At 73.5% G+C, this 19,968-nt stretch carries 19 protein-coding genes and 2 CRISPR repeat arrays; of the genes, 10 read left to right on the top strand and 9 right to left on the bottom strand.

The genetic code is table 11. The annotated features are described in order from the left end of the window. Positions 1–360: 360 nt before the first annotated feature. A CRISPR array of direct repeats spans positions 361–816; the repeat unit is 29 nt; unit sequence GAGAGCCCCGCGCACGCGGGGGTGGACCG. Positions 817–1,254: 438 nt separating this feature from the next. Together NT8_RS19030 and NT8_RS30305 are read right to left on the bottom strand one after the other, a co-directional pair. After that, on the bottom strand, positions 1,255–2,883 hold the full coding sequence (locus NT8_RS19030; RefSeq protein ID WP_084469083.1) for a multicopper oxidase family protein: 1,629 nt from the start codon (positions 2,881–2,883) through the stop codon (positions 1,255–1,257). After that, positions 2,876–3,373, bottom strand: a complete 498-nt coding sequence (locus NT8_RS30305) for a hypothetical protein (RefSeq protein ID WP_174549604.1) — start codon at positions 3,371–3,373, stop codon at positions 2,876–2,878. Before NT8_RS30305 ends, NT8_RS19030 begins: the two co-directional genes overlap by 8 nt. Before the next feature lie 162 nt (positions 3,374–3,535). Here NT8_RS30305 and NT8_RS19020 point away from each other — a divergent pair, with 162 nt between their 5' ends. Beyond that, positions 3,536–4,432 (top strand): LysR family transcriptional regulator, encoded by an 897-nt coding sequence (locus NT8_RS19020; protein ID WP_067971313.1) that lies wholly within the window; start codon positions 3,536–3,538, stop codon positions 4,430–4,432. Between the two features lie 373 nt (positions 4,433–4,805). On the opposite strand, the gene NT8_RS19015 is transcribed toward NT8_RS19020, so the two are convergent. Then, on the bottom strand, positions 4,806–5,498 hold the full coding sequence (locus NT8_RS19015) for an SDR family oxidoreductase (protein WP_067971308.1): 693 nt from the start codon (positions 5,496–5,498) through the stop codon (positions 4,806–4,808). Positions 5,499–5,672: 174 nt separating this feature from the next. Between NT8_RS19015 and NT8_RS19010 the strand changes: the two genes are divergently transcribed. Continuing rightward, a complete protein-coding gene (locus NT8_RS19010; protein ID WP_067971307.1) occupies positions 5,673–6,602 on the top strand; it encodes a helix-turn-helix transcriptional regulator in 930 nt (309 codons plus the stop codon). Between the two features lie 63 nt (positions 6,603–6,665). On the opposite strand, the gene NT8_RS19005 is transcribed toward NT8_RS19010, so the two are convergent. Further along, complete coding sequence (locus NT8_RS19005; protein WP_067971306.1) at positions 6,666–7,592, bottom strand: oxidoreductase; 927 nt, start codon at positions 7,590–7,592, stop codon at positions 6,666–6,668. Positions 7,593–7,689: 97 nt separating this feature from the next. Here NT8_RS19005 and NT8_RS19000 point away from each other — a divergent pair, with 97 nt between their 5' ends. The 4 genes from NT8_RS19000 to NT8_RS18985 all read left to right on the top strand — a co-directional run bounded on the left by NT8_RS19000 (position 7,690) and on the right by NT8_RS18985 (position 10,555). After that, positions 7,690–8,265, top strand: coding sequence for a TetR family transcriptional regulator (locus NT8_RS19000; protein WP_067971304.1), 576 nt, complete (start codon positions 7,690–7,692; stop codon positions 8,263–8,265). A 184-nt stretch (positions 8,266–8,449) separates the two neighbouring features. Then, the gene (locus NT8_RS18995) at positions 8,450–9,286 is read left to right on the top strand and encodes a helix-turn-helix domain-containing protein (RefSeq protein ID WP_067971317.1); all 837 of its coding nucleotides are present in this window, start codon (positions 8,450–8,452) and stop codon (positions 9,284–9,286) included. Between the two features lie 82 nt (positions 9,287–9,368). Then, a complete protein-coding gene (locus tag NT8_RS18990) occupies positions 9,369–9,839 on the top strand; it encodes a cupin domain-containing protein (RefSeq protein ID WP_067971302.1) in 471 nt (156 codons plus the stop codon). Further along, complete coding sequence (locus tag NT8_RS18985; RefSeq protein ID WP_067971299.1) at positions 9,836–10,555, top strand: SGNH/GDSL hydrolase family protein; 720 nt, start codon at positions 9,836–9,838, stop codon at positions 10,553–10,555. The genes NT8_RS18990 and NT8_RS18985 overlap by 4 nt, the downstream gene beginning before the upstream one ends. Before the next feature lie 281 nt (positions 10,556–10,836). Here NT8_RS18985 and NT8_RS18980 read toward each other — a convergent pair whose 3' ends face one another. From NT8_RS18980 to NT8_RS18970, 3 genes are all read right to left on the bottom strand, one after another. Next, positions 10,837–11,244, bottom strand: coding sequence for a hypothetical protein (locus tag NT8_RS18980; RefSeq protein WP_245646239.1), 408 nt, complete (start codon positions 11,242–11,244; stop codon positions 10,837–10,839). Positions 11,245–11,480: 236 nt separating this feature from the next. Continuing rightward, the gene (locus NT8_RS18975) at positions 11,481–11,840 is read right to left on the bottom strand and encodes a hypothetical protein (RefSeq protein ID WP_157515888.1); all 360 of its coding nucleotides are present in this window, start codon (positions 11,838–11,840) and stop codon (positions 11,481–11,483) included. 254 nt (positions 11,841–12,094) lie between these two features. Continuing rightward, on the bottom strand, positions 12,095–13,327 hold the full coding sequence (locus NT8_RS18970) for an MFS transporter (RefSeq protein WP_067971295.1): 1,233 nt from the start codon (positions 13,325–13,327) through the stop codon (positions 12,095–12,097). Between the two features lie 95 nt (positions 13,328–13,422). On the opposite strand from NT8_RS18970, the gene NT8_RS18965 reads away from it, so the two are divergent. Then, positions 13,423–13,905, top strand: coding sequence for an RrF2 family transcriptional regulator (locus NT8_RS18965; protein WP_067971293.1), 483 nt, complete (start codon positions 13,423–13,425; stop codon positions 13,903–13,905). Positions 13,906–13,933: 28 nt separating this feature from the next. Here the strand turns inward: NT8_RS18965 and NT8_RS18960 are convergent, their stop codons facing one another. Then, positions 13,934–14,473, bottom strand: coding sequence for a GNAT family N-acetyltransferase (locus NT8_RS18960; protein ID WP_245646238.1), 540 nt, complete (start codon positions 14,471–14,473; stop codon positions 13,934–13,936). 368 nt (positions 14,474–14,841) lie between these two features. Then, the gene (locus NT8_RS18955; protein ID WP_067971289.1) at positions 14,842–15,456 is read right to left on the bottom strand and encodes a hypothetical protein; all 615 of its coding nucleotides are present in this window, start codon (positions 15,454–15,456) and stop codon (positions 14,842–14,844) included. 412 nt (positions 15,457–15,868) lie between these two features. Here NT8_RS18955 and NT8_RS28820 point away from each other — a divergent pair, with 412 nt between their 5' ends. The 3 genes from NT8_RS28820 to NT8_RS28815 all read left to right on the top strand — a co-directional run bounded on the left by NT8_RS28820 (position 15,869) and on the right by NT8_RS28815 (position 17,600). Beyond that, positions 15,869–16,054: a hypothetical protein gene (locus tag NT8_RS28820; protein WP_217999238.1), complete on the top strand. Its 186-nt coding sequence runs from the start codon at positions 15,869–15,871 to the stop codon at positions 16,052–16,054. Positions 16,055–16,203: 149 nt separating this feature from the next. Further along, a complete protein-coding gene (locus NT8_RS18950) occupies positions 16,204–16,764 on the top strand; it encodes a hypothetical protein (RefSeq protein WP_067971288.1) in 561 nt (186 codons plus the stop codon). Positions 16,765–17,111: 347 nt separating this feature from the next. Next, a complete protein-coding gene (locus NT8_RS28815) occupies positions 17,112–17,600 on the top strand; it encodes a tyrosine-type recombinase/integrase (RefSeq protein WP_067971286.1) in 489 nt (162 codons plus the stop codon). Positions 17,601–18,015: 415 nt separating this feature from the next. Next, a CRISPR array of direct repeats spans positions 18,016–19,935; the repeat unit is 29 nt; unit sequence GAGAGCCCCGCGCACGCGGGAGTGGACCG. Positions 19,936–19,968: the final 33 nt, after the last annotated feature.

Genomic DNA, 19,968 nt, shown 5'->3' with positions numbered 1-19,968 from the left:
CCCCGCCACACCCCCTGACCCCCCCCGCCCACCCCCGCCACGCCGCCCGAGCCCGACCGGGCGCCCGGCCGGTCACAGGCGGGCCCGCAGGTGCTCGACCACGCTCTCCCGGAACCGGACGACGGCGGACGCGCGAAGCGCGAGTCCCGGCAACCGGAGCCGGGCTCCTCACCACCATGCGCCAACGCGCCCCCGCACCCCACCACCGCATCAGGAGCAGCCTCGCCACACCGAAGACATGCGCGGGAACCGTCACGGCAGCAATCACGGGGCAATATGCTCCGAGACGAGCCAGCCACTGCATGCCCTCCCCTCAGATAGCGATTCGGTAACGCCCCGCGTTCGCCCAGGTCGTTTACTGAGAGCCCCGCGCACGCGGGGGTGGACCGGAGACCGCGGAGTTCATGATGGCCAACCTCGCGAGAGCCCCGCGCACGCGGGGGTGGACCGGAGTCCGGGGTGGGCCTGGCTGCCCTGCACGGGAGAGCCCCGCGCACGCGGGGGTGGACCGGCGCGGCCCCCGGGGTCGACGTCGGCCGGTTCGAGAGCCCCGCGCACGCGGGGGTGGACCGGAAGACCTCGACGCCTACGCCATGTTGACGACGAGAGCCCCGCGCACGCGGGGGTGGACCGGCGTCGGCGGCCGCGGCGTCCAGCTCGGTGTGGAGAGCCCCGCGCACGCGGGGGTGGACCGACGGGGCGGACCATGGTCTACCTCGCGTGCTCGAGAGCCCCGCGCACGCGGGGGTGGACCGGGCTACGTCTTCCCCGCCGCAGCGACGGCGGAGAGAGCCCCGCACACGCGGGGGTGGACCGGGGTCCTCCGGGTCCACCTGGTCCAGGGACAGGTCGGAGAGGCCGAACGGGGGCAGACCGGACGGCAGCGTGCCGACGATTTCCACGCCGTGGTGGTCCAGGCCGAAGCCCGTGATGGCGGCCACCCCCGCGACCAACGCGAGGTTCCCGCCTCGTCCCGCTCGTAGCGGCCGACGCGGCGCGCCCCGTCGGCCGCTACGAGCGCGCCACCGGGGCGCGGGCGACATGGGCGGCCGAGGACGTCGAGTCCGGGGGCGCCACCAGCGGGGGCCGGCGGAACGCACCGCCGGCCCCCGCAGGGCGCACTCCGTTCGGGGCCGAGGGCCGCCGCCGGACGCCGCCACGACCACGGCGGGTCGCCGGTCACCCCTCCGGGGCCGCTACCCGTCGACGCCGCCCGACCGGGCGGCCGGGCCGGCGGCGCGGACCGCGTCCGGCTCAGGTGACCTCCAGGTTCGCCATCATCCCCATGTCCTCGTGCTCGGCGTTGTGGCAGTGGAAGAGGTAGCGGCCCCGGTAGCCGTCGAATCGTGTGATGATCTCCGCCGATTCGGCCGGCCGCAAGGAGACGGTGTCCTTGAGGCCCGCGTCGTGCGGCAGCGGCGGCCCCCCGCCGCGGGAGAGCACGCGGAAGCCGACCAGGTGCAGGTGCACGGGGTGGTGGACGTCGGCGACCAGCCGCCACACCTCGACGTCGCCCAGCCCGACGGTGACGTCGGAGCGTGCGGGGTCGAACGGCAGCCCGTCGATCAGCCACCCGTGGCCGCCGCGCATGCGGCCGGCGCGGAAGGACAGCTCGCGCACCCGGACGGCCTCCGACCGGCGCCAGGTCGGCAGGTCGTCCGCGAGGACGTCGGGCACGGGGCTGTCGTCGGCGGCCCTGCGGGCGACCCGGAAGGCCAGCACGTCGCGGGTGCGCCCGGAGCCCGTCCGGTCGACGACGCGGACGAGGCCGCCGACCGGCACCTCGGAGAAGTCCACGACGACGTCGTACCGCTCGGCCGGCGCGATCGGCAGGGACCGGTGGGTGACGGGCGCGGCGAGCAGGCCCTGGTCGGCGCCGACCTGGACGAGGTCGAGGCGGCGTCCGCCGTCAACGACCGCCTCGAGGTCGTAGTGCCGGGCGTTCGAGGCGTTCAGGATGCGCAGCCGGTACCGGGCCGCGTCGACCTCGTGCACCGGCCACGGGGCCCCGTTGACCAGGATCACGTCCCCGAGGACCCCGCCGAGGTAGGGCTCGCGGACGCCGGGCCGCCCCCGCAGCGTCGGGTCGAGCGCGGGGTAGTCGAGGCCGCCGTCCTCGGTGAACGCGCGGTCCGCGATCATCAGGGGCAGTTCGCGCGGCCCCGAGGGCAGGCCGAGCGCCTCCTCGGCGTCGTCGCGCACGATGTGCAGCCCGGCGAGGCCGCGCCAGACCGCGGGGCCGGTGAAGTCCATCCGGTGGTCGTGGTACCAGAGCAGGGCCGGCCGCTGGTCCAAGGGGAACGTGTAGTCGCGGGTCAGCCGGGTCTCCACCGCGCGGGGGTCGTGCATCGTGTGCGCGCCGTGCCCGTGGCCGCCCGGGGCGGGCCGCGCGGCGTCCGGCCAGCCTTCGGGCAGGACGAGGTCGGTCGGGTACCCGTCGGACTCGGCGGGGGTCCGGCCGCCGTGCAGGTGGACGGCGGTCGGCACGGGCAGTTCGTTGCGGTGGGTGACCGCGACCGGCCGGCCGCGGCGCGACTCGATGGTCGGCCCCGGGAAGACGCCGTCGTAGGTCCACATCGGCGTCCGGACACCGGGCAGGATCTCCACGTCGGCCGCGCGCTGGGTGATCTCGTACCGGTCGACGCCGCCCGAGGTGGCGACCGGCGCCAGCACGGGCGGCAGCGGCAGCGGCACCCGGAACGCGGGCGGCAGCGGCACGGCGCTGCGCAGTTCGGCGCCGGTGGCCGGCGGGTGGCGCGACAGCGCGGCCGACGCCGCCAGTCCGGTGGCCGCCAGCAGCGCGAGCGACCCACCGATGTTCAGCGCCCGGCGCCGGGTCACGCCCATCGGGCGGCCCGCGCGGTCGTCTGCGTGCTCACGCATCGCCGGCCTCCCGCCGACCCGCATCGGCGCTGGCGCGGGCCCGCGCACGGGAAGGCCGCGCCCGCCGGTCCAGCGGTCGGCACCACACGCCGACGAACATCACCACGAGCCCGGCGATGGTCGCCACGCCCAGCGGGAAGTGCGCCCACAGCGCCCCGGTCATGCCGACCAGGTACTGCACCGTCTCGGCCGCCACCAGCGCGAGGGTGGCGAGGAACGGCCAGGCCAGGCGGAGCCGGCCCCAGACCACGGCCGCCGCGGCGATCTGCAGGTAGCCGATGGAGGTGACGGTGTCGGCGCCGGCCACATGCCAGCGCAGGCCGTCGTAGTCGCCGCTCAGGTAGACGCCGGCGAACACGGGCTGCCCGAAGGCGGCGATCGTGTGGGCGGTGACGACGGCGCGCAGCGCCCAGCCGGTGCGGCCCGTCCGCCGGGCGGCGCCGGACGCGGTCGGCCCGGCGGGGGGTGGCCTGTCGGCTGCGGTGGTCATGGGGCGTCCTCTTCACTCGGTCGTCGAGGGGTCGGTCGCCCATGACGTTATGATCCGCGCGTTATCCTGTCTAAGATCTATATCGCTAAGGTGTTATGCCCCGGCGGGCATGACGGCTCCCGTCGATCCGCTGTACGGGGCGGCGGCGCACGGGGGAGGGCCATGGACCTGCACACGCTCACGCAGTTCCTCGTGGTCGCCCGGCTGGAGCACCTCAGCCGCGCGGCCGAGGAGCTCCGCGTCGCCCAGCCGTCGCTGAGCCGCACGATCACCCGGTTGGAGCGGGAGCTCGGCACGCCGCTGTTCGACCGGGCCGGCCGGCTCCGGCTGAACGACGCCGGACGGCTGTTCCGGGGCTACGTCGAACGCTCCCTGGGTGAGCTCGACGCGGGGCGGCGGGCCGTCGCCGAGGCCGTCGGCGAGGGGTTCGGCGCCGTGCGCCTGGCCTCGGAGACCTTCCTCGCCTTCACCGGGCCGCTGACGGCGTTCAAGCGGGCGCACCCCGCCGTCGAGATCCGTCTCCACCAGGCGTCGGTCGAGGAGATGGCCCGCCGCCTGCGCGCCCGGGAGGTCGACCTCTGCGTCGCCTCGCAGCCGCTTCCCGTGGGGGACGTGGAATCGGTCCGGCTGCTCGACGAGAAGGTGCTGCTGGGCGTCCCGCTCGACCACCCGCTGGCGGGCCGCGCCTCGGTGCGCGTCGAGGAGCTCGCCGGCCTGCCGTTCGTCGCCGCCGGCCAGGGGCACTGGCAGCGCCGCCTCCTCGACCGCCTCTTCGCCGCGAGCGGCCTCATCCCGAGGGTGGTCTGCGAGGGCGACGAGCCCACCGCCATCGCGGAGCTGATCGCCGCCGGACTGGGGATCGGCCTCGTCCCCGCCATCGCCCGGCGCACCGCCCCCGATACGCCCATCGCCTGGCTCGCCGTCGACGACCCCGCCTGCCGCCGCACCGTCACCCTGCTCTGGAACGCCGACGACCGCCTCCCACCCGCCGCCCGCCTGATGCGCGACGTCCTCACCACGTGGGACTGGCCCGCCACCCACCCCCACCCGCAACGCTGACGCACCACCCCGGAGCCGGAGGCCGTGGGCCGGCCGCATCCACGCCTCCCGGCCCGGTTCGAGCAACTCGATCCCGCGAGTCCCCGCCACCCGGACCGAGACGCGTCGCAGCGCCAGTACGTCACTCGGGGAAAGGAATCCTGCAATCCATTCTTCGGCTCCATCGTTCATGGAAGTCGCCGCCTGCACAGGTAGTACGTCGTCGTCGCGGGCCTGGGCCCGTCGGTCCGGCGAACCCAGGGGACGACGGAGGCCGCCCACCGGCGAGGACCGTCGTCCTGCCGGTGGGCGATGCGGTGACCGCGGCGCCTGGTGCCGGCTCACAGAAGCGGCTCCGCGAGCGTGGGCGGCGTGGTGGGGCGGGCGGGCGCGGTCAGGCGGGCTGGCCCACGGGGCGGATGGTCAGGGTGTTGAGGTCGACGCCCGTCGGCTGGTCGAGGGCGAAGCAGACGGCCTCGGCGATGGGCTGGGGGGACAGGGCGAAGGGGGGAGCGCCGACGCCTTCCCAGAAGGGCGTGTCGATCATGCCGGGGTTGACGAGGGTGACCCCGACGCCGCGGGTCGTGGCGTGCAGGCGCAGGTTCTCGGCGAGCCCGGTGGTGGCCCACTTGGTGGACGAGTAGAGGTTGGCGGGGGAGTTCTTCAGCCCGGCGACGCTGCCGATGAGCACCAGCCGTCCGCCACCGGCCTCGAGGTGCGGCAGGGTGGCGTGGGCCAGCAGGGCGGGGCCGAGGACGTTGGTGAGGACCATCGGCGCCCAGGACGTCGGGTCACCGGCCCCGATGGAGCCACCGGACATGAACCCGGCGTTGGCCACCGCCGCGTCGAGGGCGCCGAAACGCTCCACGGTGCGGGCCACGGCCGACTCGGTGGCCTGCCAGTCCGCCGCGTCCGCGACCAGGCCCAGCAGCCGGTCGGCGTGGCCGGCCTGGTCGAGGAACGCCTTCAGCCTGCCCTCGTCGCGGCCGGTGACCGCCACGCGGTGGCCGCGGTCGAGGAGCGTCCGCGCGGTGTGGGCGCCGATACCGCTGGTCGCGCCGGTGATCAGTACGGTCTTGCCGGCCATGGTGATGCTCCTGAGGTGGGAGTGGGGAACGGCGGACGGCGGCCCGCCATGGAGGGGTGCCGTTCACGTCAGCTGCCCCCAGGAAACCGGCGCCGCCGAAGGCGGAAAAGGTCGCGTTCATGGGGGGTATGAACGCGACCTCCTTATCGGCCGGACCGTGGCTACCCTGGACGAATGGAACCTCCGTCCGAAACCCCCACCGGTGCTTCCACCGGCAACCGCTCGGACATCCGCGACTTCCTCATCAGCCGACGCGCCAAGCTCGCCCCGGAGCGGGTCGGACTGCCCGCCGGCCGGCGCCGCCGCGTTCCGGGGCTGCGGCGCGAGGAGGTCGCGGCCCTCGCCGGCGTGAGCACCGAGTGGTACACACGGCTGGAGAAGGGCCACATCGGCGGCGTCTCCGAGGAGGTGCTGGAAGCGGTCGCCCGCGCGCTGCTCCTCGACGAGGACGAGCGCACCTACCTGTTCGAGCTGGCCAGAGCCGCCCGCCCCGCCCGCCGCAGGTCGCACCGCCGCAAGGACGTCGACATCCCGGCCTCCGTCCAGTGGATGGTGGACGCCATGACCATGGCCCCCGCCTTCGTCCGCAACGGCCGCCTGGACATCGTCGCGAGCAACGCGCTGTGCAGGGCGCTGTACGCACCGATGTTCGACAGCGCCACCACCGGCGACCGGGGCTGCGCCAACTTCCCCCGCTACTTCTTCCTCGACCCCGGCTCCGCCGACTTCTTCGCCGACTGGGAGGAAGGCGCGCGGGCCACGGTCGCCGTGCTCCGCGCCGAAGCCGGGCGCGAGCCCCACGACCGGGCCCTGCGTGAGCTCGTCGGAGAACTGTCCACCCTCAGTCCCGACTTCCGCACCATGTGGGCCAGCCACGACGTCCGCATCCGCCACGAAGGCGCCAAGCGGCTGAACCACCCCGAAGTCGGCCGTGTCGAGATGACCTTCCGCTCCCTGGACCTGCCCCTGCCCCAGCGGGCCGTCCACGACCTGATCGTCTACACGGCCGAGCCGGGCACCCCCTCGGCGGACCGCCTCCGACTCCTCGCCAGTTGGACCGCACCGCAGGCCCCACCCGCGCGACCCACCCGCCCGCCCCGCTGAGCCTCCTCCGGCATCGGCCGAACCGAGCCGGGGTGCGCGCTCGGCGGCACCTCGCGGTAGGGGTCAGGTCTGCGGCACCGGGAACGCGACGCCGGTCAGCCGTTCGCTCTCACGCCACAGCCGGGAACCCAGCTCAGGGCTGTCGGCCCCGGTGGGCAGGGGTGCCGGCTTGGGAGTGCCGGAGGTCTGGTCCCGTCCGGCGGGACCGAGGAACGCGCCGCTCGCGGCCTCGGGGTGGGTCGCGCCGTACAGGGAGGGCCAGGCGGCGCCCTCGGCCGACCCCATCAGGGTACGCGCGGCCAGGGCGACGAACAGCCGCCCCGCCCGCCCGGCCGACGTGTGGCGCTGCAGGTCGGTGAAAGCCGAACCCGGATGCACGGCCAAGGCGCGGTGCGGGCCGCCGCCGAGGCGGCGGGCGAGTTCCCGGGTGAAGACGACGTTGGCGCGCTTGGACTTCGCGTACGCGCCCATCGGGCGGTAGCGCTGTTCGCTCATCAGGTCGGCGAGGTCGCCCCAGCGCCAGGTGGCGGCGATGGCGCTGACCGTGACGATCCGCGCGGCCGCCGAGCGCGCCAGCGCGGGCATCAGGTGCGCGGTCAGCGCGAAGTGGCCGAGGTGGTTGGTGCCGACGGTCAGTTCGAGGCCGTCGCGGGTGGTGCGGCGTTCGGGGACGTTCATGACGCCCGCGTTGTTGACGAGGATGTCGATCGTCTCGCCGGCGGCGAGCGGGGCCGCCGCGTCGCGGATCGTGGCCAGGTCGCCGAGGTCGAGTTCCACGGTCTCCAGGCGGGCGCCGGGCACGTCGGCGCGCAGGCGGGCGGCGGCTTCGGCCAGGGCGTCCGGTCGGCGCCCGGCGAGCAGGACGCGGGCACCGTGCCGGGCCAGGGCCCGGGCGGTGCGGTAGCCGATGCCGCTGTTGGCACCGGTGATCAGGGCGGTTCGTCCGTCGAGTGACGGAATGTCGGCGGGGGTCCAGTGCTGCGCGGTCATCACACATCCTCTTAAATGAACGTTCATTCACTACGTTCAGCATGCGTGCGCGGTCCCCGACTTGTCAAATGAACGTTCATTAAGCGAGGGTGGAGGCATGGCAACGCGTGACCCCGACCGCAAGCGGCAGCAGCTGATGGACGCGGCCCTGGCCGAGTTCGCCGAGTACGGCGTGGCCGGCGCCCGGGTGGACCGGATCGCCGGACGCGCCGGCATCAGCCCCGGCCTCGTGTACTCGTTCTTCGCCGGCAAGGAGGGCCTGTTCGACGCCGTCTACGAGGCGATCGCGGAGCAGACGGTGGACGCCGTGCCCATCGACGCCGACGACCTGCCCGGATACGCCGGCCGCCTGCACGACGCCGCGGCACAGAACCCGCAGGTCATGCGGTTCCTCGCGTGGTACGCGCTCGAACGCGGGGAACGACCGGTCTCCGAGATGGTCGCCCGCTCCATGGACGAGAAGATCACGGCCATCGAGGCGGCACAGCGGGGCGGCACCGTCAGATCCGACCGGTCGGCCGGCGAGATCCTCGCCCTGGTACTGGCCCTGGCCAACATGTGGCAGCACCACACCGAGGACGTCGGCCGCCTCGTCCCCGACGCACAGCGGCGCACCGTCATCACCGACGCCGTCCGCCACCTGGTCACCCCGCAGCAACCCCCTCGCGGTTGACCCCCTCACGCCGTCCGACGGATAAGGGCCATCACGCCGAAGAACCTCCTCATCGTCGTCACCGAGTTCACTGAGACGAACGACCGGATCATCGGCGGAGTCGTGGTTGCAGGCGGTTCTCACGTACCTTGATCGCCCTTGGGCCGCGACCTTCCTGGGCTGGGCGGCTCGTACACTCACGAAAATGGAGGACCACACGGCCACCGAGATCGGCGCACGCCCGGCGCCCGGCTTGCGGGACTACGTCGACTCGTATGTCGGCTTCGACCTGCGTGGACTCCCGACGGGGGTGCACCGCGGCCCGCCGAGCCGCGCGCTCACCGCGGTGATCAGCCTGTCGGATCCCATGGAGGTGGCGGCGGGCGTCGACGACGGGTCACCGGTCACTCGATTCGGCAGCCTCGCCGCCGGCCTGATGTGCCGGTCCGTCGCGATCCACCACGACGGACGCCAGCAAGGTGTTCAGGTATCGCTGACACCGCTCGGGGCCCGGGCCATCTACGGCATGCCGTCCGCCGAACTCGCCCACCGACTGGTCCCACTCGACGAGCTTCTCGGAGCGCTTGCCGTTGAGCTGGTCGACCGGCTCCGATCGGCGACGACATGGGCGGCGCGGTTCACCGCGCTGGACGACGTGCTCCTCCGGGCCGTCGGCCGCGGCGCCCGCGGCGACCACATGCGTCGGGTGCGCCCCGAGGTGGCCGAGGCCTTGCGCCGGCTCGTCGCCGCGCGGGGGTGCGTCCAGGTGGGTGCGGTCGCCGCGGAACTCGGCTGGAGCCGCCGGTACCTCACCGAGCGGTTTCGCGGTGAGGTGGGCCTGGCGCCGAAGACCTTCGCCCGGGTCCTGCGCTTCGAGCACGCGCACGAACTGGCGGCGGCGCAGGACCCGCCCCCGTGGGGCGATGTGGCGACCGTCTCCGGCTATGCCGACCAGGCGCATCTCGTCCGGGACTGGCGCGAGTTCACGGGCCGGTCGCCGACGGCCTGGCGTCGCGGCGAAGTCCTCCTCGGAGCCGGGTAGCCGCCGACCGCCTGCCCTTCGCGGCGGCTCCCCTTCCCATTTCTTCAAGACCGCCCGATCCCTGTCGTGGACGATCATCGGCATGAGACTCGTCAACCACGAACGCAACGCCATGGACCTGCGGACCACCCCCGTGCACCTCGGACTGGGATCGAGGGCGAGGCCCGTCGAGGGCTTCGCCTGGGACCCCGAGGTGCTCCAGGCCTACAGCGCCGCGGTAGCGGCAGACGGCGCCGAGGGTCGGATGGTGGCGATCTTCGACGGCGACGGGCGCGGCGACCACTGGGAGAGCCACCCCGCGGGCGACGAACTGGTCATCTGCCTCAGCGGGTCCGTGAAGGTCACCCGCGACGTGGACGGGGCGCCCGAACACGTTCTGCTCGGGCCGGGCGAGGCCACCATCAACCCGGCCGGAGTATGGCACGTGGTCGACATGGAGGGGCCGACGTCCCTCCTGTCCATCACCGCGACCCTCGGCACCGACCACCGCCCTCGGACCGACGCCCGCCCGACCGGTCGCGTCGGCACGATCCGCCCGGAGGAAGCGCCGTGACGACACGCATCGCGTGCCTCGGCGACAGCCTCACCCGCGCGCAGTTCAGCGTCGACTACCTGGGCCTTCTCGGACGGCGTCACCCTCCCGGAGTCGTGCGGCCCGCCCGGTTCGGCGTCAACGGCGACTTCGCCTACAACCTCCTGCAGCGCCTCGACGCCGTCGTCACCAACCCACCCGACGTGATCACCGTGTTGATCGGGACCAACGACGCCCGAGCGAGCCTGGCCGGCTACCCCGTCGAGCAGGCCATGAAGCGCAAACGGCTCCCTGACCGCCCGTCGGCGGGCTGGTTCCAGCAGTGCCTGGGAGACGTCGTCGCACGGCTGCGAGCGGAGACCGACGCGACGATCGGTCTGCTGTCGCCACCCGTACTCGGCCAACGACTCGACGGAGCAGCGGCACAGGCATCGCGGGAGTACAGCCGGATGATCGCCGAGGTCGCCACCACCAACGACGTGGCCTACCTTCCGCTCCACGAACGCCAGACCGAGGAACTGCGTCGAGCGGACCCGCCGCCGATTCCCTACCTGGAGGTGACGCCCGCGGCGGCCATCGGTGTCATCCTCCAGCACGCGGTCCTGCGCCGCAGCCTCGACACGATCTCCCGGCGGCGAGGTCTCATGCTCACGACCGACCACATCCACCAGAACAGCCGCGGCGCCGCCCTCATCGCCGAGGTCATCGACGCCGGTCTGCTGGCTCGGAGCGCGTAGCCGGCTCCGCCGCCCGGCCGGTCGGATGCCATCTCCGCACGGAGGTGGCATCCGACCCAGGCGGATGACGCCTACGCCATCCGGCCCAAGGGGTGGTCGGCGGAGCCGAAGGCGTTGAACAGGTGGTCGCCGTGGGGGAGCGGGTTCTCCCGGTCCGGACGGGATGCCGAGGGCGTCCACGGATTCCGTGATGCGGCTCCGCCGCTGGGCGGGAACTCCGCGATCGACCCCCACAGCGCGGTCACGACAGGCCGGGAACGCTCTCGACCGCCTTGACCTCCCTACAGCTGGTCCCCCCTGGTGGGCGGTTCCGGGGGATGCATCCCGCCACCGTCCTTGATGTCCGTTTCACAGGTGGGCCGGTCGTAGGACTGGTCATTGGGGATGAACAACACTCCAGCCACCTGCTCAGGGTGCTCGACGGCGAGCCAGTCGTCGCCCGTGAGGGGATCGTCGGCCGGCCCGAACGCCTGGTATGAGTAGACCGTCTGACACCCCAACGCCACGCGCTCCTTATCGACCGCGCAGGCGTCCACCGCGGTGCCGGAATCCTCCTCGGGGCCGTCGAAGCGGAAGCGGAAGTGGACCCGGTCGCCTTCGGAGGGCGCCTGCGGGTGGGGCTCAAGGCGCCAGTCGACGACCACGGCGGTGACGCCGAGGGGCTGACCATTCGTGTTCACGATCTCCACCCTGGCACCGGCCTCACCGCGCTCCGCCGTCGTGTCGGTGCAGCCCCAGGGCGAGCAGCCGGAAAGGGCGAGAGTCGCCAGAGCCAGCGGGGCGACGGCGAATACTCGGGCAGGTGACACTGGGTCGACCTCCGGTCGGGGTGGGGCGGGGCCGTGGATCTCGGGGCCCGGCGGTTGCGGGTGATGGCGACCTCGGCTCGGCGGCAGCCGGTTCACGCCGCGCCGAGGCCGCCCCATCATCCCGGTATCCGAGCCTGCAGAGCACGGACGGCCCGGTCGAGCACCGGCCGCAGGCCCTCCGGCCCCGGCCAGCCGTTGACCACCGCGAGCGGCGAGGGGTATCGCTCCCCGCGAGGATCGTTCACGCGTTCCAGCCGGGCCAGGAGCCGCCGCCGCGACGCGGCATCGTCACAGCAGTCGAGGAGATGTGCGCTGCGGGTCATGAGGGTCGCGATGGTCGGATCGGCCTGAAGAGAGGCCGGTTCGACACCCGCTGCCACGGCCGGCGTGATCTGGCCGCGGACGATCGCAGCCAAGTCGTCGTGCAGCGCGGGTGGACCACCCTGGACGTGCCCGGCCGCCTGCTCCTCGGCCATATGCCGCATGACGCAGGCCCGTCCAGCCGACCGGATTCGTTCAGCGGCCCCGGGGGCGGCCGACCGGCAGTGCCTCGCCGGCCGGCCCTCCACAGGCGGTGCGGCGCGGCGGGCGGGTGGGCCGGGCCGCGGCGTCCAGCCGACCGCGCACCGCCGCGAGGAACTCGGGGCTCATGGGGTTCGGGGGGCGGTCCCGGTCCAGGTCGCCGACCATGCGATGCAGGGCGCACGCCGAAGGTGGCGGCCTCTCGACGTCAGCCCGCCTGCCGCTCAGGTGCGCCATCGCGCCCTGCCGTGTCGCGCCGCCCGTGCAGCAGCGCGATGGGCAGCAGCAGGGTCGCGGCCAGGCCGCCGAGCAGGGCGAAGGCCATCCGGAAGTCGCCGGTGGCGTCGCGCAGCATCCCCACCAGCACCGGGGCCAGCGCCGCGCACCCGTAGCCGACGAAGAACGCCATCGCGCTGAATCGCCCGGCTTCGGCGGAGTCGCGGCCGATCACCGCGGGCAGCGCCAGCACCAGGGTGAACAGGCCGCCATGGCCCACACCGACGAGGGCGATCCACAGCCAGGTCGCCGCAGCGGGGGCCAGCCCGAGCCCCGCCAGGCCGACGGCGGTCAGGGCGGCCGTGAGCGCCAAGCCGATCCGCGGGTCGCGCTTCTCGCCGAGGAGGGCCGGGACGGCCACCATCGCCGCGACCTGGATCGAGATCATCACGGTCAGCAGTGCGCCGGCCGCAGCCGGAGTGCGGCCGGCGTCTTCGAGCAGCAGCGGCGCGACCCAGGCCAGCTCGCAGTAGTACAGCGCGGAGTTGGCGGCCGCCAGGGCCGTGACGCGCCAGGCGGTGCCGCTGCGCCAGGGAAGGCCGCGAGCCGCAGGGGCGGAACCGGCCGCGGCCCCGTCGAGGGACAGCGGCCCCCGGGCGGCCGACCACAGCACCATCCCGGCCACCGCCAGCACCGCCCAGGACGCCAACGCACCGGGCCAGGAGCCGAGCGCGTCGGCCAAGGGCGCGCTGACCCCCGCCGCCACCGCGCCGCCCAGACCGAGGCCGGCGGTGTAGACGCCGGTCACCAGGCCCACGCGTCCCGCGAACCGCGACTTCACGACGGCGGGCAGGAGCGTCTGCGCGATCGCGATGCCCGCTCCCACGACCGCCGCGCAGCTCAACTGCACCCAGGTGGAGGGGCCGGCGGCGCGGGCCGCGGTGGCGAGGGCGATGACGGCCAGCCCGAGCAGGACGCCGCGGTGCAGGCCGAAGCGGCGGCCGACGACCGCGGCGAGGGGGGCGCACACGCCCATGGCGAGTGTGGGGACGGTCGTCAGCAGCGCGGCGGCCGTGGCCGGGAGGTCCAGGTCGGCGCGGATGCGGTCCATCAGCGGGGACACGGCCGCGATCGCGGGGCGCAGGTTCGCGGCGGCGACGAACAGTGCGGCGGCGGCTCCCAGTACCGCGGGTGCCGCGTCGACTCGGGAGGGGGTGTGGGTCACAGAGGGCTCCAGGAACGATCTCGGACACCTTGTATCCGGGTTGTCTGGAGTTCTACCACAACCCGGACACGAAACGTCCGGGATAGACTCGCCCCATGAAGCTGTCCAACGGGGTGGAATGGGCCCTGCACTGCTGCGTCTCGCTCAGTCAGAGCCGGACGCCGGTGCCGGCGGCGCGGCTGGCCGAACTGCACGGCATTCCGCCGTCCTACCTGGCCAAGCACCTCCAGACCCTGTCCCGGGCCGGGATCGTGCAGTCGACCGCGGGCCAGGTCGGCGGCTACCGCCTCACCCGGCCGGCGGAGGCGATCAGCGCCTTGGACGTGGTCCGGGCCATCGACGGCACCGAACCCGCCTACCGCTGCGCCGAGATCCGGCAGCGCGGGCCGCTCGCCGTTCCCGCCGAGCAGTGCACACGCCCGTGCGCGATCGCCCGCACCATGGCCGCCGCTGAGGACGCCTGGGCCGGCGTCCTCTCCCGTATCACCATCGCCGACCTCGCCTCCGCCATCGACGCCGACTCCGACGGCGCGGCGCTCGCCGACCTCCGCCGCTGGCTGGCCGCCGCTCCCCGCTGACGCGGACGAGCGCCGTCCGCGTCGTGGCCTACCCGGCGAGGTCGGCCGGGATCAGGCTGTAGGCGGCGAAGTCACCGCGCCCTGAGCGGGTCAACGCGGCGTTGCGCAGAACGCCCTCGAAGCGGAACCCCGCGGCTTCGGCCACGCGGATCGACGCGGCGTTGTCCACCATGGCCAACAGGGCGACGCGGTTCATGCCCTGGGCGGTCAGCGCCCATCGCGCCACGGTGCGCACCGACTCGGCGGCGTAGCCGCTGCCCCGCCCCCAAGGAGCCGTCCAGTAGTGGATCTCGGTGACCATCGCGGTCCAGTCCGTGCGGATCAGCGCGACGTGCCCGACCAGCCGCCCGTCCGCACGGCGTTCGACGGCGAAGACCGGCCCGCTCGAACACCACTCGACGGCCCGTGGCAGATCGGCTCCCGCCGTGGCCAGCCCGACGGGCGCGAAGCGCAGGTAGACGTCGTCGTTCCACACCGCATGCACATCGGCGGCGTCCTCCGGTCGAAACGGGCGCATCTTCAGGCGTTCGCTCATCAAGCCTGCTCGGGGGAACGCGTGCTCGGTCACGCTGACGAGCCTACGGCGCACGCCACCGGTGGCGGAATCGACGCGTGCTCCCATGGCCCGCGCCTGTCGGCCCGCGGCCGCTCGTTTGGGCGCCCGTATCGAGGAACTCCCGCCGCCGTCGAGCGCACCGTGCGCCGCTGAACCGCGATGCACCGGCGCGGCGAGCAGGTTTCCGGCTACCGCGTCACCGCCACCGATTCCGCCGGGCGCCGGGCGCCGGGGGAGCAGATGACCGCGCTGCTGGTCGACAGGAGTGCCGGCGCTGCCTCGCCTGCCCGCGAGCGGGCGGCCGTGGAGCGCACGCGCGCCGCAGCGGCCATGTGGGAGGCAGGGTGCCGCTCCCTGGTGCCCCGGCTCCATGCCCAGCCCTACCGTCCCCGCGCCGACGTTCCCGTGGACCATGTGTGGGGCATGCGCCTGGACCGGCGGCGCAGGTGGTAGGCGCCGGCGAGCACGATGACGGCCGGTCCCCACACGCGGAGCGGGGCGGTGCACACCAGCGCGAGCGCCCGCCACCAGCCGTTGTCGTAGGTGATGTCCTGGCTCACGCCGAGCAGGGACAAGGACTGTCCGCCGCCGATCGGCACGGAGCAGAACAGCACGGTGAGGACCAGCCCGCCGAGCACGGCGGGCCCGACTGCCGCGAGGGGAGGGACGCGCCTCCCGCCGATGACGGGCAGCCAGATGGGTGTGACCTCGCCCCAGCGGCGCACCAGGCCCAGGCACAGGAACGCGACCAGTTCGGTCACCAGACTCAGGCCCAGCACATAGGGAATGCTTACCCACAGGCTCGGCAGGACGGCCTCGTGCTGCTGCCCCATGTCGAAGTGGAAGGCGAACGGCAGCCGCCACAGGCACGAGGGCAGGAGCAGGAGCGGCATCGCGTAGGCCAGCCGCAGTACCCAGCGCGGAACGGGCCGCTCGGTGTCGGTGCTGTCGGGAGGGGTGTGAAAGATCGCGCGCAGGAGCCGGGTATTCGCCATGGCCGACAGTCTCTCCACCGGCCCTGGATGTGGTGATCCCCCGTGCGGGTGAAGAGGCTCCGCCCTGCGGGTGATCCCACCGCCGGCGCGACATCGTCGATCAGACCCGCAACGCCTGAAATTGGCCGGGACGCCCTTTGCCAGCCATCGCCTCAGCAACCATGGGAAAGTATCGTCTTGGGGTAGGACCTGCCTTTGCATGCCCGTCTCACAGACCGCGATTCGGTAACGCGTCGCGTTTTCCCAGGTCGTTTGCCGAGATCCCCGCGCACGCGGGGGTGGACCGCGAAATGAGGGAAATAGGCGTCCGCGCAGGTCAGCTGCCGGGCCCGGGCGCCGCGGCGCAGCTGCCGACGACGCGTTGACCAGCGGCGGCGCCTATTGGACGGGCCGGAGCAGCGCATAACGTCGATTGAGCGCTGGCTCAGCGGGCCCTCCGGGCAGCCCTTCCTCTTGTGCCGACTACCGCCAACGCCACGCCGGCGAGTTCGGGATCAATCGGCTCGAACGCCACCGGGCGCCGGCCACCAGGTACGACAAGCTCGCCGTCCGCTACCAGGCCACCGTCCACATCGCCGCCATCAACGGATGGCTCTGATCAGCTTTGGAACAGGCTCTAGCCGCGCCCACCGGGCGTTTCCCCCGAGCGGCGGGTGGGCTCACCCCTACGGGGGATGTCATGACCCGGCGTGGTTGCGATCTTGGATGCGGAGCGGGCAGTCGGGCCCGCCTGACCAAGGATCGACTATGACCGCTGTGATCGATCGGCCGGTGACCACCGGACGGCTACGCACCGCATGGGCAGCCGCCCACGCCCCGGTGGCCGGGGTTCCCCGCTGGGCGCGGACGGCCGCGCTCGCCATCCCGTTCGTCGTGCTGCCGGCCAGTATCTGGCGGCTCCCGGCCGCGTTCGCCGACGGGAGCGGGCTCGGTGAACGGGCCTACATCGTCTTCCTGTCGATCGCCTCCGAAGCCGCCGCGTTCGCCGCGGTCGGCCTGATCGCCCGCTGGGGCGAGGTGGTCCCGCAGTGGGTTCCGTTCCTGCGCGGCCGACCGATCCCGACGAAGGCGGCGGCCATCCCCGCGGCTCTGGGCGCCCTGGTGCTGACGGTCCTATGGACCGCCTGCTGGATCGCCGAGTTCGCCGGGGTCACCCTCCGAGGCGAGCCGACGCCCGCGAACTTCCCCACCCAGGCAGGCGGCTGGGAAGCCGCGACCTACTACCTGTGCTACCTGCCGCTGCTGCTGTGGGGGCCACTGCTCGCCGCCGTCACCTTCGCCTACGTCCGGCGCCGCCGGAACGGCTGACCCAGTCGGCCGAGCACGATGATCCCCCCTTACACAGCAGATGGTCCCGCACTTGTCGCTACTGCCTAGCACTTCGGCCAGGCGCTCGAAGACCGATGCGGAACCGAAGGTCGGTCCGCGATTGCGGGCGCGAGGGCGAGCACCAGGAGGACGATTCAGGTTCCGGGCGGCTGCCGGAGCCCACCGCCTACCGGCTACTGGCGCCCGAACCCGCGCAGCACCATCCGCCAGATCGCCAGCCCGGCGCTGTCACCGGCGGGCGGCGCGCCGGTTTTTTCCCCGGTGGAGCGCCTACGTGGTGCTGTCGCTGTCCACGGGGGGCGCACGGAGGAGATCCGCGCGCTGGGGTGGAGCGGGTCGACACCGGGGCCGACACCATCGACGTGTGGTGCTCGGTGCGCGACGGCGGGGAGACCAAGACGCGCAAGTCCCGCCGGACCCTGGGCCTGAGCCGCGAGGCGACGGAGGCACTGCGCCGGCACCGTGCGCTGCAGGCGCGCGACCGGCTCAAGGCCGGGGAGCTGTGGCAGGAGAACGGGTTGGTGTTCTGCACGCGGATCGGCACCCCGGTCGAGCGGCACAATGTGCTCCGGGGGTTCCGCAGGATCGCGAAGGAGGCCGGGCTGGACCCGATGGCGTGGACACCGCGCGAACTGCGGCACACGTTCGTGTCGCTGCTCTCGGACGCGGGGGTGAGTAGCGAGGAGATCAGCCTGCTGGTGGGCCACGACGGGACCGAGACCACCGAGCGGGTCTACCGGCACCAGCTGCGTCCGGTGCGCCGATCGGCGGCCGAGGCGATGGGGCGGCTCCTGGCCGAGGCGGAGGCGGGCTGAGGGCCCTACTCCACCTGCAAATCCTCCTGGACGTCAGAGAGCCGGTCCCACTTGCGTGAAACCGGCTCTGACCTGCGTCGGGACGGCGGGATTTGAACCCACGACCCCTTGACCCCCAGGCAGCCCCCGCCCTGCCGCCCGGGGGAGCCGAGGGGCACTGAGAGAACCACGCAATATCGCAGGCCGGAGACCGCCTCCGGCCACGAAAAAACGGAAGCAGCCACAGAGGGGCGCCCGCCCGGGCGCCCCTCTTCCAACTCCACCACTTCCGCTCCCACGTCGGCCGGGGCACGATCTGCGGGCCATCGCCTCAGCCGCCATGGGGCAGTATCGTCTTGGGGCGGGCCTTGCCTTTGGATGCCCGACTGGCAGATCGCGATTCGGTAACGCCTCGCGTTTGCCCAGGTCGTTTGCTGAGAGCCCCGCGCACGCGGGAGTGGACCGTTGGTGAGGCTCCGGCATGCGGCGTCGGTCAACGAGAGCCCCGCGCACGCGGGAGTGGACCGGCTCTGGTGGGCAGCTCCACCGAGTTCCGGGCGAGAGCCCCGCGCACGCGGGAGTGGACCTGTGCAGGACGTCGCGCGGCGTGAGGTCGTGCAGAGAGCCCCGCGCACGCGGGAGTGGACCGCACCTGCACCCTCACCTACACCTGCACCTACAGAGAGCCCCGCGCACGCGGGAGTGGACCGCGCCGCAGCTTGGCGTCGGCGGACGGTTCGACGAGAGCCCCGCGCACGCGGGAGTGGACCGCCGGACCGCTCGTGGCCGCCTCCGCCCTTGCTGAGAGCCCCGCGCACGCGGGAGTGGACCGAGCCAGTGGACCTGGAGCCGCTCGGCCGCCCAGAGAGCCCCGCGCACGCGGGAGTGGACCGTCGCCGTAGACCAGATCGCCGTAGCGCCCGCGGAGAGCCCCGCGCACGCGGGAGTGGACCGCACCGGACCACCACGGAAGCGATCATCGGCGGGAGAGCCCCGCGCACGCGGGAGTGGACCGGTCGCCAACGGCGAATCCCTGGAGACCAAGGCGAGAGCCCCGCGCACGCGGGAGTGGACCGGGCCGCCGCGCACCGACGACGAGCAGACGCGCGAGAGCCCCGCGCACGCGGGAGTGGACCGGTGGCGCGGATGGACGCGTACCGGAAGGCGGCGAGAGCCCCGCGCACGCGGGAGTGGACCGGTGAAGGGCGCGGTCGGTGCCGACGCGAAGCCGAGAGCCCCGCGCACGCGGGAGTGGACCGTTCGGCTTCGACCTGATGGTCTGGGAGCCCATGAGAGCCCCGCGCACGCGGGAGTGGACCGGCCCCAGCGGAGGCACCCGCTAGGGCCGTCCGGAGAGCCCCGCGCACGCGGGAGTGGACCGTTGGTGTCCATCGCGGCCCGGTCCGACACGTTGAGAGCCCCGCGCACGCGGGAGTGGACCGCTCCGGTCCCACATGTGCTCGTTCGGGCGCCCGAGAGCCCCGCGCACGCGGGAGTGGACCGCCGATGAGTGACCGCGAAACCAAGGTCATCCGGAGAGCCCCGCGCACGCGGGAGTGGACCGCGGTGCCTCCGGCGGGGGAACGACAACCGCCAGAGAGCCCCGCGCACGCGGGAGTGGACCGCTGAGCCGGGCCGAGCGTGTGGCGCAGGCGGTGAGAGCCCCGCGCACGCGGGAGTGGACCGGCCGGCGCCCTGCTGGCGCTGGCGGGCGGAGCGAGAGCCCCGCGCACGCGGGAGTGGACCGCGGGTGACATCCAGCGGTCCATCCGCCGTGTGGAGAGCCCCGCGCACGCGGGAGTGGACCGCTCGCGGCGGCGCCGCTGGTGGAGGCGCTGCGGAGAGCCCCGCGCACGCGGGAGTGGACCGGTACGACTGTGGCTCCAGAGACGCCGGGCCCGAGAGCCCCGCGCACGCGGGAGTGGACCGACCTCCGGGCTGGTCGCGACCATGACCCTGCAGAGAGCCCCGCGCACGCGGGAGTGGACCGCCCCCGCCGACCTTTCCGGCGGGGGCTTTGACGAGAGCCCCGCGCACGCGGGAGTGGACCGGCCCCGACGGAGCACACCGCCGGGGCCACGGGGAGAGCCCCGCGCACGCGGGAGTGGACCGATGTGGTCCCGGACTAGGTTGATCCCGGTGGTGAGAGCCCCGCGCACGCGGGAGTGGACCGGCGAGAAACCCTCGCCGATTACACCCCGTTCGGAGAGCCCCGCGCACGCGGGAGTGGACCGTCGGCGAGGACCAGGTTGGTTTTCACCGGGGAGAGAGCCCCGCGCACGCGGGAGTGGACCGGCCATCGACGGCGACCTCGGCACCCTCGTCGAGAGAGCCCCGCGCACGCGGGAGTGGACCGAATGCCTCGGCGTGCTGGATGGGACTGGATGGG

This window comes from Nocardiopsis trehalosi NBRC 14201 (assembly GCF_001552555.1).
In the GTDB taxonomy this organism is placed as follows: Bacteria; Actinomycetota; Actinomycetes; order Streptosporangiales; family Streptosporangiaceae; genus Nocardiopsis_B; species Nocardiopsis_B trehalosi.
This window is presented reverse-complemented; position numbering and strand designations above follow the sequence as displayed.

Coding starts and splice junctions, on each gene's coding strand:
- NT8_RS30305 (WP_174549604.1), bottom strand. CDS start 3,373: ATGACCACCGCAGCCGACAGGCCACCCCCCGCCGGGCCGACCGCGTCC.
- NT8_RS19000 (WP_067971304.1), top strand. CDS start 7,690: ATGGCAACGCGTGACCCCGACCGCAAGCGGCAGCAGCTGATGGACGCG.
- NT8_RS19015 (WP_067971308.1), bottom strand. CDS start 5,498: ATGGCCGGCAAGACCGTACTGATCACCGGCGCGACCAGCGGTATCGGC.
- NT8_RS19010 (WP_067971307.1), top strand. CDS start 5,673: ATGGAACCTCCGTCCGAAACCCCCACCGGTGCTTCCACCGGCAACCGC.
- NT8_RS18975 (WP_157515888.1), bottom strand. CDS start 11,840: ATGGCCGAGGAGCAGGCGGCCGGGCACGTCCAGGGTGGTCCACCCGCG.
- NT8_RS18965 (WP_067971293.1), top strand. CDS start 13,423: ATGAAGCTGTCCAACGGGGTGGAATGGGCCCTGCACTGCTGCGTCTCG.
- NT8_RS19030 (WP_084469083.1), bottom strand. CDS start 2,883: ATGCGTGAGCACGCAGACGACCGCGCGGGCCGCCCGATGGGCGTGACC.
- NT8_RS18995 (WP_067971317.1), top strand. CDS start 8,450: ATGGAGGACCACACGGCCACCGAGATCGGCGCACGCCCGGCGCCCGGC.
- NT8_RS19020 (WP_067971313.1), top strand. CDS start 3,536: ATGGACCTGCACACGCTCACGCAGTTCCTCGTGGTCGCCCGGCTGGAG.
- NT8_RS18955 (WP_067971289.1), bottom strand. CDS start 15,456: ATGGCGAATACCCGGCTCCTGCGCGCGATCTTTCACACCCCTCCCGAC.
- NT8_RS18990 (WP_067971302.1), top strand. CDS start 9,369: ATGAGACTCGTCAACCACGAACGCAACGCCATGGACCTGCGGACCACC.
- NT8_RS18950 (WP_067971288.1), top strand. CDS start 16,204: ATGACCGCTGTGATCGATCGGCCGGTGACCACCGGACGGCTACGCACC.
- NT8_RS19005 (WP_067971306.1), bottom strand. CDS start 7,592: ATGACCGCGCAGCACTGGACCCCCGCCGACATTCCGTCACTCGACGGA.